This window comes from Brevundimonas sp. GW821-FHT12E07 (assembly GCF_058807035.1).
The window spans coordinates 650,150-661,127 of record NZ_JBXAQH010000003.1 but is presented as its reverse complement, the minus strand read 5'-3'; the positions used below and the strand labels follow the sequence as shown (position 1 = coordinate 661,127).

At 67.8% G+C, this 10,978-nt stretch carries 13 protein-coding genes and 2 tRNA genes; 9 read left to right on the top strand and 6 right to left on the bottom strand.

The annotated features are described in order from the left end of the window. From AC1ROD_RS15045 to AC1ROD_RS15035, 3 genes are all read right to left on the bottom strand, one after another. A partial coding sequence (locus tag AC1ROD_RS15045; protein WP_007443273.1) for a hypothetical protein occupies positions 1-77 on the bottom strand: 77 nt, incomplete at its 3' end. 52 nt (positions 78-129) lie between these two features. Further along, positions 130-203: transfer RNA gene (locus AC1ROD_RS15040), tRNA-Gly, on the bottom strand. Positions 204-291: 88 nt separating this feature from the next. Further along, positions 292-375, bottom strand: a tRNA-Tyr gene (locus AC1ROD_RS15035). A gap of 147 nt (positions 376-522) precedes the next feature. Here AC1ROD_RS15035 and rlmB point away from each other — a divergent pair. Both rlmB and AC1ROD_RS15025 read left to right on the top strand, forming a co-directional pair. Beyond that, a complete protein-coding gene (rlmB, locus tag AC1ROD_RS15030; protein WP_492949069.1) occupies positions 523-1,413 on the top strand; it encodes a 23S rRNA (guanosine(2251)-2'-O)-methyltransferase RlmB in 891 nt (296 codons plus the stop codon). A 53-nt stretch (positions 1,414-1,466) separates the two neighbouring features. Further along, a complete protein-coding gene (locus tag AC1ROD_RS15025) occupies positions 1,467-2,267 on the top strand; it encodes a TerC family protein (RefSeq protein WP_492949068.1) in 801 nt (266 codons plus the stop codon). Here the strand turns inward: AC1ROD_RS15025 and metG are convergent. Next, positions 2,264-3,970 (bottom strand): methionine--tRNA ligase, encoded by a 1,707-nt coding sequence (gene metG, locus AC1ROD_RS15020; RefSeq protein WP_492949067.1) that lies wholly within the window; start codon positions 3,968-3,970, stop codon positions 2,264-2,266. The genes AC1ROD_RS15025 and metG overlap by 4 nt on opposite strands. Between metG and AC1ROD_RS15015 the strand changes: the two genes are divergently transcribed. The 3 genes from AC1ROD_RS15015 to AC1ROD_RS15005 all read left to right on the top strand — a co-directional run bounded on the left by AC1ROD_RS15015 (position 3,894) and on the right by AC1ROD_RS15005 (position 6,158). Beyond that, positions 3,894-4,421 carry a glyoxalase superfamily protein gene (locus AC1ROD_RS15015; protein WP_492949066.1) on the top strand — a complete coding sequence of 176 codons (528 nt, stop codon included), beginning with the start codon at positions 3,894-3,896 and terminating at the stop codon, positions 4,419-4,421. The two genes, metG and AC1ROD_RS15015, sit on opposite strands and share 77 nt — an antisense overlap. A 74-nt stretch (positions 4,422-4,495) precedes the next feature. After that, a complete protein-coding gene (locus AC1ROD_RS15010) occupies positions 4,496-5,311 on the top strand; it encodes a hypothetical protein (protein WP_492949065.1) in 816 nt (271 codons plus the stop codon). 88 nt (positions 5,312-5,399) lie between these two features. After that, the gene (locus AC1ROD_RS15005) at positions 5,400-6,158 is read left to right on the top strand and encodes a hypothetical protein (RefSeq protein WP_492949064.1); all 759 of its coding nucleotides are present in this window, start codon (positions 5,400-5,402) and stop codon (positions 6,156-6,158) included. Here the strand turns inward: AC1ROD_RS15005 and AC1ROD_RS15000 are convergent. Further along, positions 6,131-7,489: an MATE family efflux transporter gene (locus tag AC1ROD_RS15000; protein WP_492949063.1), complete on the bottom strand. Its 1,359-nt coding sequence runs from the start codon at positions 7,487-7,489 to the stop codon at positions 6,131-6,133. The two genes, AC1ROD_RS15005 and AC1ROD_RS15000, sit on opposite strands and share 28 nt — an antisense overlap. 88 nt (positions 7,490-7,577) lie before the next feature. Here AC1ROD_RS15000 and AC1ROD_RS14995 point away from each other — a divergent pair, with 88 nt between their 5' ends. The 3 genes from AC1ROD_RS14995 to AC1ROD_RS14985 are packed head-to-tail and all read left to right on the top strand — an operon-like array spanning position 7,578 to position 9,426. Beyond that, a complete protein-coding gene (locus AC1ROD_RS14995) occupies positions 7,578-8,189 on the top strand; it encodes a TIGR02466 family protein (protein ID WP_492949062.1) in 612 nt (203 codons plus the stop codon). 51 nt (positions 8,190-8,240) lie between these two features. Continuing rightward, entirely contained in the window at positions 8,241-8,801 is a 561-nt protein-coding gene (locus AC1ROD_RS14990) for a sigma-70 family RNA polymerase sigma factor (protein WP_492949079.1), read from the top strand. Beyond that, entirely contained in the window at positions 8,791-9,426 is a 636-nt protein-coding gene (locus tag AC1ROD_RS14985) for an NrsF family protein (protein WP_492949061.1), read from the top strand. Before AC1ROD_RS14990 ends, AC1ROD_RS14985 begins: the two co-directional genes overlap by 11 nt. Here AC1ROD_RS14985 and AC1ROD_RS14980 read toward each other — a convergent pair whose 3' ends face one another. Further along, the gene (locus AC1ROD_RS14980) at positions 9,427-9,972 is read right to left on the bottom strand and encodes a TetR/AcrR family transcriptional regulator (RefSeq protein WP_492949060.1); all 546 of its coding nucleotides are present in this window, start codon (positions 9,970-9,972) and stop codon (positions 9,427-9,429) included. It abuts the gene before it with no gap. A gap of 199 nt (positions 9,973-10,171) precedes the next feature. Between AC1ROD_RS14980 and AC1ROD_RS14975 the strand changes: the two genes are divergently transcribed. Beyond that, entirely contained in the window at positions 10,172-10,924 is a 753-nt protein-coding gene (locus AC1ROD_RS14975) for a 3-oxoacyl-ACP reductase family protein (protein WP_492949059.1), read from the top strand. The last annotated feature ends 54 nt before the right edge of the window (positions 10,925-10,978 follow it).

Sequence of the window (10,978 nt, the reverse complement as noted above, 5' to 3'; positions counted from 1 at the left end):
GTCTTGCCGTGGTCAACGTGACCAATCGTGCCGATGTTGCAGTGCGGCTTCGTGCGTTCGAACTTTTCCTTGGCCATGGCCAAACTCCTGATGGCCCGGGTTGAGGGGCGCTGTGTGCATTCAAAAACCTGGAGCGGGTAGACGGGATCGAACCGACATCCTCAGCTTGGAAGGCTGCTGCACTACCATTGTGCTATACCCGCGCGAAGACCGCCTCGGACCTTCCCTCACGGGTTGGAGCCTCGACGACCGGTCCGTTCCGTCGTCCTGATCGCTCGTTTCGAAAGCGCGTGGTGGGGGAAGAAGGACTCGAACCTTCGAAGCTTACGCAGGGGATTTACAGTCCCCCCCCTTTGCCGCTCGGGACATTCCCCCAACGCGCCTTTCGAACCGACCAAACCGTCTCGCCGTTCCTCTTTCGAGGGGCGGCTCAACAAAAGCCTTCGATGTTCCGGCACGCCTGAGATAGAGGGAGCGCCAGACCCGAAAGCCCTAGGGCTCCAAATCGGAGGGCGTCTTATAGTGTCGAGAAATCCAGAACGCAACGACCGGAAAGCAGGCAAAAAACCTGTTTTTGGAAACAGGCCCCAGACGGCGTCTGACGGCTCCAAGAAAGGCGGCTGGAACCCCAATCCGCCGACGAAAAGCTTCGCAGATTCAACGCCTCGTGCGCCAAAGGGCGCCAAGTCGGATCCGGACGCCTTCGTCTGGGGACGGCACCCCGTACTCGCCGCTTTGGCGAATCCGGCCCGCAAAGGCATGGGTCGCCTACTGGCCACCGAGGACCGCGCGGCCGAACTCGAACGCGGTAATCTGAATCACGGCCACAAGATCGAGGTCATGGACGCCCAGACCCTGGACCGGATGCTGCCGGCCGGCGCCGTGCATCAGGGACTGGTCTTCAAGGTGTCGCCGCTGGAAGGCGTGGCGCTGGACGACATCGCCGATCCGGCCGAAGGCATCATCGTCATGCTGGACCAGCTGACCGATCCCCAGAACGTCGGCGCCATCTTCCGTTCGGCCCTGGCCTTCGGGGCGCGCGGCATCATCGTGCAGGACCGCCACTCCCCCGCCCTCGCCGGCGCTCTCGCCAAGGCCTCGGTCGGGGCGACCGAGAAACTGCCCTGCGCCCGGGTCACCAACCTCAGCCGCGCGCTGGAGCGTCTGGCCGACCTCGGCTGGCGGGCTGTCGGCCTCGACGGGGATTCGGACGAGACGCTGGAGACGGCGCTGGATGAGCGCCCGACCGTTCTGGTCATGGGCTCCGAGGGCGACGGCATCCGCCGCCTGGTCGCCGAACACTGCGACGTGCTGGCGAAGATTCCCATGCCCGGCGGCTTCGAGAGCCTGAACGTCTCCAACGCCGCCGCCGTGGCCCTCTATGAGGCCAGCCGAAAACAGAAGAAGGCCTGAGGCCGCCGGGAGAGGGCTTTCCGTCTGAATAAGGCCCCGCTAGAGAGCCGTTCATGGAATCCCTCTTCACGCCCCTTCTGATCAGCCAGCTGGCCGCCCTCGGCCAGGTGCTGATGATCGACCTCGTCCTGGCCGGCGACAACGCCGTCGCCGTGGGCCTCGCCGCCGCCTCCCTGCCGCAGGAGCAGCGCCGCAAGGCCATTCTGGTCGGTCTCGCCTTCGCGGTGGTGCTGCGGATCCTGTTCGCCCTGATCACCGTCCAGCTGATGGCCATCGTCGGCCTGTTGCTGGCGGGCGGCTTCCTGCTGCTCTGGGTGTGCTGGAAGATGTGGCGCGAGCTGCGCGAACAGGCGACCCACGATCAGGCCCAGGCCCAGAAGGAGCTGGAGCTGGCCGCCTCGATCGAGCACGGCACCGGCCCCTCGCCGGAAGAGCTGGGCATCAAGCGCAAGACTTTCGGCGCGGCTCTGCTGCAGATCCTGATCGCGGACGTCACCATGTCGCTGGACAACGTCCTCGCCGTGGCCGGCGCCGCGCACGAGCATCCGTGGATTCTGGCCGGCGGCCTGCTGATCTCCATCGCCCTGATGGGTCTGGCGGCGACCTATATCGCCAAGCTGCTGAACCGCTTCCGCTGGATCGGCTATGTCGGCCTGTTCATCGTCCTGTTCGTCGCGGGCCGGATGATCTGGGACGGCGGCCGCTCGGTCATCGTCCGCACCGGCCATATGGACGAGTTCAACGCCTCGGCCCCGGCCTTCCTCGACATCGGGCATGAAGAGGCGGCGGAGTATCTGCGCGGGACGAAGGACGCCAAGGCGGCCCACACCGGCGGGGACGTGGCGAAGGTCTAGCTCGCCTCAGCCCCGCCGAAGCGTTCCGACCATTCGGCGACCTGAACGTCCTCGATCTTCCTGAACAGGACCTCGGCGGCCTGAACGGTCTGGCCGAGCGGCAGGGCCGTGGTCCAGTCCTCGCCGGGGGCGGGCCAGGTCAGGTCGGTCGCGCCGACGCTGGCGGCGATCTTGACCGCCGAGAAGGGCATGACCGGCGCGGCCAGACGGGCGAACAGGGCGACGAGGTTCAGGCCCATGCGCACGCCGACCGCGGCTTGCGCGGGATCGGTCTTGAACGCGGTCCAGGGCGCCGCGACCTGCAGATACTCATTGCCCAGAACCCAGACGGCGCGCAGGGCCTGGGCGGCCTTGCGGAATTCCATCGCCTCGAAGGCGGCGGTGGCCTCAGCGATGCCGGCGTTGACGTCCTCGATCAGCTTCGCCTCGACCGGGCCGGCCTCGCCGCCCTCGGGGACGACGCCGCCGAACTTGGACTCGGTGAATTTTACGATCCGGTTGACGAAATTGCCCAGCACGTCGGCCAGGTCCTTGTTCGTCGTCGACTGGAACTGCTCCCAGGTGAAGGCCGCGTCCGACCCTTCCGGGCCATAGGCCGTCAGGTGCCAGCGCCAGTAGTCGGCGGGCAGCAGCTCCAGCGCCTGATCCATGAAGACGCCGCGCTTCTGGGAGGTCGAGAACTTGCCGCCGTACCAGTTCAGCCAGTTGAAGGCCTTCAGCGTATCGACCGTCTTCCAGGGCTCGCCCGAGCCGAGGATGGTGGCGGGGAAGCTGACGGTATGGAAGGCGACATTGTCCTTGCCCATGAACTGGACGTAGCGGACGTCTTCCGCCCCCGCGTCCAGACGCCACCAGTCGCGCCAGGTCGTGCCGTGCTTCTCGGCCCATTCCTGCGTCGCGCCGATGTATTCGATGGGGGCGTCGAACCAGACGTAGAAGACCTTGTCCTCCATGCCCGGACGCGGGAAGCCGTCCTTGACCACCGGAATGCCCCAAGCCAGATCGCGGGTGATGCCGCGGTCGATCAGCCCCTCGTCGAGGTGTTTGTAGGCGATGGATTTGGCCAGGGTCTGCCAGTCGTCCTTCGAGGCGATCCAGTCGCGGATCGGCTGCTCCAGCTTCGTCTGCAGCAGATAGAGGTGGCGGGTGTCGCGGACCTCGAGGTTCTTCGAACCTGAGACCGACGAATAGGGGTCGATCAGATCGGTCGGGTCCAGCAGGCGGCCGCAGTTATCGCACTGGTCGCCGCGCGCCTTGGGATAGGCGCAGTGGGGGCAGGTTCCTTCGACATAGCGGTCGGGCAGGAAGCGGGCGTCGTCGATCGAATAGATCATCCGGTCGACGCGTTCCTCGATCAGGCCGTTCTTCTCCAGAGCCTCGGCGAAATGCTGGGTCAGGCGATGGTTCGGCGGATTGGAGGAGCGGCCGAAATGGTCATAGCTCAGGCCGAAGGCCTCGCCCGCCGCCTTCTGGATCTGGTGCTGTTCGTCGCAATAGGTGCGCACGTCCTGACCGGCGGCGGCGGCGGCCAGCTCGGCCGGGGTGCCGTGTTCGTCGGTGGCGCAGATATAGAGGACGTCATGTCCCTGGCCGCGCTTGAACCGGGCCCAGACGTCGGCCGGCAACATGGAGCCCGCCAGATTCCCCAGGTGCTTGATGCCGTTGATGTACGGCAGGGCCGAGGTGATCAGGATGCGGGCCATGGGAATCCGGTCGTATGGGGAAGGCGTGGGATATAGAGTGGGCGGGCGCGTCCGTCACCTCCATGCGCCCCGGAGATCCGTCCTGCCCGTCATTCCCGTCGTCAAATGCGAGCGGATGTCCCGTTCGGTGCTCTTCTACACCTGGATTCTGGACTTCAAGCTGGCGCACATCTTCCCCGGGCCGACGGACCCCGCCTACGCCATCCTCACGCGCGACGGCGACGAACTGCACCTGTCCAGCCAGACGGACGACGGGATCGCGGGCCAGACGGTGCTGGTCCTGACCAGGGACGTCGACGCCGACTTCACCGGAATGAAGGAACGCGGCTTCGTCCCGCCCGACCGCGAGGAATCGCCCCTGCATCAGGGACCGATCGACCAGACCTGGGGCACGCGTGAGTTCGCTGTCGACGACCCGGACGGCAATACGATCTGCTTCGTTCAGCGCTGAGCGGACCGCGCGTCAGAACCCGTGGGGTTGCGCCGTTCGCCTTACGGTGCAGGTTGGCGGTGATGGAGGTTTCCATGCGCCGCACACTGTTGTCCGCCCCTCTCACCATCCTGGCCCTTGTCGCGGCAGGCTGCGCCTCCGCCCAGTCCGGGTCCAAGCCCAAGCCCCCCGTCATGCCGGGCGCGGATCTGCCCGAGGCCTGCCGACCGTTCGTCGGAGACGAGGTCCGGATGAGCGTCAACGCCGCGGTGGTGCGTCCCGGGGACACGGCGCCGATCCAGGCGACCGTCCGACGGCCCTATCATCCCGGCTGGGCGATGGTCCCTGCGACCTGCCTGTCGGGCTGGCGGGTCACGCCATCGGGGGCCGCGACCGTGGCGCGGGACGAGGGGCCGCGCGCCACAGGGTTCCGGGACGTGGCCCGGGTGACCTTCGCCCCCGACCTCGCCGCCGGGACCACCGTCACGATCGAGGCGCGCACGCCCGGCCAGCCCGCCGTCGCCACCGTGGTCGTCGTCGGTCGGGACGAAGCCCTGCTCGTCGGGCGCTACAGCCAATTGGAAGTCGAATGCCAAGGGCCAGAGCCGCAGCAGCCGGTGCGCGAGCTGCGCTTCCGCGCCGACGGCCATTTCTCGGTCACCTGGGCGCCGTTCGAGACCTACGAAGACTATTGGGGCGACTATGTCCACGACGCCGCGACCGGGCGGATGACCCTGACGGTGACCGGCGGCAACCAGCTTCCGGGCGAGGGAGCGCGTCTCAGCGGCACGGCCGAGCTCAAGCCCGATGAGGGCCGGCTGGTGATGGACGGCTTCTATCTCGGTGACGGCAAATCCGACGGCGCCGGCCGGTCCTGCCGCTATGTCTTCTCGGGGCCGTCGCTGCAGTAGCCCTGAACGCGGCGCGCCTTACGCCGACTTAACTTGCATGACGCCGGTATCCCGATCAGCCTGCGGTTGAACGCAGGGGGAAGCCGCCATGGGGTCTGACATCAAGTCGAGCTACGGGCTCGGATGGGGCTTCGCCCTCGCCTTCCCGCTGATCTTCCTGCTGCCGCCCGTGGTGGAGTTCCTCCAGCATGTGATCGAATGGAAGCTCGGCGTCTTCGACAGCGTGCAGAAGGCAGAGGCGTTATCCAACCATCCGGTCCGGCTCGGGTTCGGCTTCGTCAAGCTGGCGTCCCTGCTGGTGGTCGGCCTGTGGATCAGCCGGTATCGGCACAGCGGCGGCGACCGCAGGGTCGCGGGCAGGGTCACCGGCGGGCTATTTACAGCCTTCATCCCTGTGATCGTCGTGGCCCTGGCCTGGGAGGGCGCCCAGATGGCGGCGGGGCCGTGGCTCAGCGCTGCGGCGATCGGTCAGGTCCCGTCCATCGCCGCCGGGATCGGCCTGTTCGTACTCGGCGCGGTGTTTCAGGTGCTGACGGCGGGCTGGCGCGTCGGCGTGCCCCTGCGCGACCGGCGGATGGGGTTCTTCGGCTCGATCGGAAAGGGGTTCAGGGTCATGCCGGCCGGGCTTGCGATCTACTTCATGGTCTTCCTGCCGCTGCTGGTGCTGCACACGGGGCTGAACGTGGCCATGGCCCTGATCGGGCTGGGTCCCACGCTCTGGGGTCTGTTCGGCGTGGACGCCCTGCTGGTCGGCTATATCGCGACGGCGGTGTGGGGGGTCTATGACGCCATCTACCGGCGCGGGCTGGCCGCGGCCGGTCAGGAACCTGTGACGCTGGCGGCCTGAACCTCAAGACGGCGTGCGACGCGGACAAACCGGCCGGTCAACAGGGCCGAGGACACCAGACTGGCGATGATCACCGCCCAGACCAGACCGTTGACGCCCAGATGGTGGGCCAGAACCCAGCCGACCGGCATCATCACCAGCGTATAGGCGCCGAAATGCATGATGGTCGGCCACCAGACGTCGCCCGCCGCGCGGTTGGCGCTGGCCGAGACCACCTGAATGCCGTCCGCCACGAAGAACAGGGTCGCCAGCACCAGAGCGGGGGTCACCACCGCCAGCAGCAGGGGATCGCGATTATAGGCGCTGGCCACCACGGGGGCGAACAGCCACAGGCCTATGGCGACGATGATGGTCAGGACGCTGACCACCCCGATCCCGACCAGACCGGCCCGCAGCACGCCGCGGCCGTCTCTGGCTCCATAGGCCCGGCCGACCAGCACCGCCGTCGCCGCCGAAAGCCCCATCGGGACCATGAAAACGATGGCCGAGACGTTGAGCACGATGGCCCAGGCCGAGGTCTCGATGGCGCCCAGCTGGCCGGCGATGAAGGTCATGGCGGCGAAGGCCCCGACCTCGATGAAGTAGCTGGAGCCGGCGCCGTAGCCGACCTTGCGCTGCTCGCGCTCGGCCAGAGGATCGCGAGACGGCTTGAGGAAGACGCCCAACTCCCGCGCCTCGGGCAGGCGGACGATATAGATGATCAGGAAGACGGCCAGCGAAGTGCGCGCCGCGAAGGTCGCCCAGGCCGAGGCCGCCGCGCCGTGGACGCCCAGCCCCAGAATGTCGGGCACCAGCAGCAGGTTGAGCGCCAGATTGATGCCGTTGGCCACCCACATGGCCCACATCCCGGCCTTGGGTTTGTGCAGGGCCTCAAGGAAGAACTGGGCCGCGACGCTGACCAGATAGCCCGGCATCGAGAGGGCGAAGATGCGCAGGGCCGGGCTGGCGCCCTCGCCCAGACCGTCGGCCAGACCGGCGTGCTGCAGACCCAGGGGCCCGAGCAGCAGGAGGACCAGCATGGCCGCGATCCCGAGCTGCAGCGAATAGGAGACGCCACGGCGCAGGACGGCGCCGACCTCGGCCCGCCGCCCTTCGCCGAGGAAGCGGGCGGTCATGACCTGCACCCCCATCATCAGGCCGACGGCGGTGGTCACCACGATGCTCATGGGGGCCAACGCCAGGGAGCTGAACGCCAGCTCCCGCGCCGAATAGTTGCCGACCACGATCACGTCGGTCAGACCCATGGTCATGATGCCCAGACGCGCAAGGATCACCGGCCAGGCGAGGCGCAGCAGGTCTTTGGTCGCGGTGCGGGAGGTCGGGCTCAACATGGGACGCGGCACGGACCACGGACGGGCGCCCGGGTCAACACGAGGGATGCTTATGGATGGATAAGCCGCGGCGGGCTAAGGAGCGCGAATGACCCTTCGCCCCCTCTTCGTCACCCAGGTCTATGAGGCCAGCCTCGCCACCACGGCGGGGTTCGAGGATTTCAACGCCGACCTGTCCGACGCCTGCCGCATGCTGGCCGACGAGGACGGCGCTGGCCGGGCCTGGTGCAAGGCCAACGGCTATCGCGGCTATACCTCCTACGGCTCGCTCAACGACCTGCCGCTGCGGTTCCCCGAGTTCGCCGAACTCAAGAAGCATCTCGATCGACACGCCCTGGCCTATGCCAGGGCGCTGAACTTCGACCTGGCGAAGAAGCCCAAGCTCGAAAATCTCTGGGTCAATATCCTCAAGCCCGGCGGCGGCCATACGGGCCATATTCACCCCCACGCCTTCCTCTCGGGCACCGTCTATGTCGAGGTCCCCGACGGCGCCTCGGCGCTCAAGCTCGAGGATCCGCGCCTGCCGATGATGATGGCCCGCCCCGGGGTCACCGAGGACGCGCCCGAGGCCGAGAAGCCCTTCGTCTATCTGGCCCCCTCGGCGGGTACGGTGCTGATGTGGGAAAGCTGGCTGCGCCACGAGGTCCCGACCAATCAGGCGAAGTCCGAACGGATCTCGATCAGCTTCAACTATGCCTGAGACCAGAGGCGTGTAACCTTCGCCGCGCACCGGACGAAGACGCCTTTGACCGTGACGGATCGTGAAGCCCATCTGAAAAGCCTGATGCTCCGCGGTCTCGACGGCGACGCGGCGGCATGGCGCGTGCTGCTTACCGATCTGGGCGGCTATCTGCGCCCTTATTTCCGCGCCCGCCTGTTCGACGGCGGGGCCGACGCCGAGGACCTTGTGCAGGAAACCCTGATCGCCATCCACGCCAAGCGCGCGACCTGGGACCCGTCCCAGTCGTTCAGCGGCTGGGCCTGGGCGATCGCCCACCACAAGCTGGTCGACCATCTGCGCCGCCGTGGCCGCCGGCCGACCCACCCACTGGAGGAGGCCTCGGCCCTGTTCGCCGATCACACCGTCGAGGACGGGGCGACGAAGGCGGACCTGAGCCGCTGCCTGTCCCTGCTGCCCGCCCGCCAGCGCAAGTTGATCGAGGACGTGCGGCTGAAAGGCCTGTCGGTCGCCGAGGCCGCCGAGCGGCACGGCTATTCCCTGACCGCCGCCAAGGTTTCCATCCACCGCAGCCTGAAGGCGCTGAACGCGAAATTCGCCCCGGTCATGCAGGAGGCCGTCGATGAAGACTGACGACCTGATCCAGGCCTTGGCCGCCGACCTGCCGCCTGCGCGCCGTCTCGACCGGCGGCTGCTGCTGTCCCTGATCCCCGCCGCCATCGTGGTGCTGGTCACCGTCGGCCTGTGGCTCGGCTATCGCGACGACCTGATGGCGGCCATGCGCGGTCCGGTCTTCTGGGCCAAGGCGGCCTATACCACCGTCATGGCCGGAGCCGGCTTCTGGCTGCTGGACCGGCTGGGCCGGCCGGGCGCCAGTCCAAAGGGGCCGCTGATCCTGCTGGCCGCCGTCCTGACCCTGGCGGTCGGACTGGGGCTCTATGAGCTGTTCACCCTGCCGATGCCCGAACGGATGCCGGCCATGATGGGCGACAGCGCCCATGTCTGCGCGCCCAATATCGCCCTGCTCAGCCTTGTCGCCGCGCCCTTCGTCTTCTGGGCCGCCCGCGCCTTCGCCCCGACCCGGCCGATGCTGGCGGGCGCGGCGGCGGGCCTGCTGACCGGCGGTCTGGCTACAACCCTCTACGGCCTGCACTGCCCCGAGCACGCGGCGGCCTTCGTGGGCCTCTGGTACACGATGGGGATGGCGATGGCGGTGGCGGCCGGGGCCGTGATCGGGAAGTTCGCCTTCCGCTGGTGACTACTCTCCGGTCAACGCCGGCCAGGCCTTCATGGCGGAGGTCACCACCGAGTCCAGCTCTTCACGCCCCGCCCCACCCTTGGCGCTGAGGCTCAGCCCCTTGTGGATCGCGGCATAGAACTGAGCCACGGCCTTTGCGTCGGTGGTCGGCGACAGCTCGCCCTCGGCGATGCCCTTGCGAACCCGCGCGGCCAGGGTCTCGGTGGTGCTGGCGCGGATCTCGCACAGGCTGGCGGCGAGTTCGGGCGACATCTCCCCGGCCTCGGCGGCGGTCTGGATGACCATGCAGCCGCTGGGGAAGTCGCCGTCGGTGAAGACGCGTGCGGCGTTTCTGAGCAGGCCTTCGACGCTCTCGCGCGCCGTCGCCGCCTGCATCACCCCCCAGAAGCCGCCGCTGAAGCTCGACACATAGTGGTCGATGGCCTCGCGATAGAGGCCTTCCTTGGAGCCGAAGGCGGCATAAAGGCTGGGCGAGGCGATGCCCATGGCGGCGGTCAGCTCGCTCATGGAAGCTGCGGCGTAGCCCTTCTCCCAGAACACGCGCATCGCCTGTTCCAGGGCCTGGGTGCGATCGAAACTGCGGGGGCGGCCCCGGGTAGGAGCGGGGGCGCCATCAACGGATAGCGACATTCGGACCTCTTTTTGTGCTGATCGATAAATAATCCCTTGCGCTCCTGAGGCAAGCTCCCCAGCTACTTCTGTGCCGATCGATACAGAATTGGCCGAACGCAACAGGATCATCGCCATGAGCACTCCCTCCCTCCCCCTTTCCGGCAAACGCGCTCTCGTCACGGGCGGCGCGCGCGGCATCGGCGCGGCCATCGCCCGCCAGCTGGCCGCCGACGGCGCCGACGTCGCCATCACCTATGAGAAGTCCGCCGAAAAGGCCGAGGCTCTCGCCGCCGAAATCCGCGCCCTGGGCCGCAAGGCCGTCGCCATCCAGGCCGACGCCGGCTCCGTCGAAGGGCCGAAGAAGGCCGTGAGCGAAACCGTCGCCGGCCTCGGCGGCCTGGACATTCTCGTCAACAACGCCGGGATCGCCGGCGGGGCCCTGTTCGCCGACCAGTCGGTCGAGGAGATCGAGGCCCTGCTCAACGTCAACGTCCGCGGGGTCTTCCTGACCAGCCAGGCGGCCCTGCCGCACCTCGGCGAGGGCGGCCGGATCATCTCGATCTCCAGCGTCCTGGCCCACCGCGTGCCCTTCCCCGGCGTGACCGTCTATTCGGCGACCAAGTCGGCGCTGGAGGCCTTCACCCTGGGCCTGTCGCGTGAGGTCGGCGCTCGCGGCATCACCGTCAACATGGTCAAGCCCGGCGCCACCGACACCGACATGAACCCCGCCGACGGCCCCAACGCCCCGACCATGCTGTCGGGCATCTCGCTGGGCCGCTACGGCGAACCCTCCGAGATCGCCTCGGCCGTGGCCTTCCTGGCCGGTCCGGGCGCGAGCTACATCACCGGCACCAGCATTCTGGTGGACGGTGGCATCGGCGCCTGATCGGCGTCTGAATGCAGGGGACCGGCGGCCATTCGTCGCCGGTCCTCGCTCTTT

Coding starts and splice junctions, on each gene's coding strand:
- AC1ROD_RS15025 (WP_492949068.1), top strand. CDS start 1,467: ATGGAATCCCTCTTCACGCCCCTTCTGATCAGCCAGCTGGCCGCCCTC.
- AC1ROD_RS15015 (WP_492949066.1), top strand. CDS start 3,894: ATGGAGCCCGCCAGATTCCCCAGGTGCTTGATGCCGTTGATGTACGGC.
- metG (WP_492949067.1), bottom strand. CDS start 3,970: ATGGCCCGCATCCTGATCACCTCGGCCCTGCCGTACATCAACGGCATC.
- AC1ROD_RS15010 (WP_492949065.1), top strand. CDS start 4,496: ATGCGCCGCACACTGTTGTCCGCCCCTCTCACCATCCTGGCCCTTGTC.
- AC1ROD_RS15005 (WP_492949064.1), top strand. CDS start 5,400: ATGGGGTCTGACATCAAGTCGAGCTACGGGCTCGGATGGGGCTTCGCC.
- AC1ROD_RS15000 (WP_492949063.1), bottom strand. CDS start 7,489: ATGTTGAGCCCGACCTCCCGCACCGCGACCAAAGACCTGCTGCGCCTC.
- AC1ROD_RS14995 (WP_492949062.1), top strand. CDS start 7,578: ATGACCCTTCGCCCCCTCTTCGTCACCCAGGTCTATGAGGCCAGCCTC.
- AC1ROD_RS14985 (WP_492949061.1), top strand. CDS start 8,791: ATGAAGACTGACGACCTGATCCAGGCCTTGGCCGCCGACCTGCCGCCT.
- AC1ROD_RS14980 (WP_492949060.1), bottom strand. CDS start 9,972: ATGCGCGTGTTCTGGGAGAAGGGCTACGCCGCAGCTTCCATGAGCGAG.
- AC1ROD_RS14975 (WP_492949059.1), top strand. CDS start 10,172: ATGAGCACTCCCTCCCTCCCCCTTTCCGGCAAACGCGCTCTCGTCACG.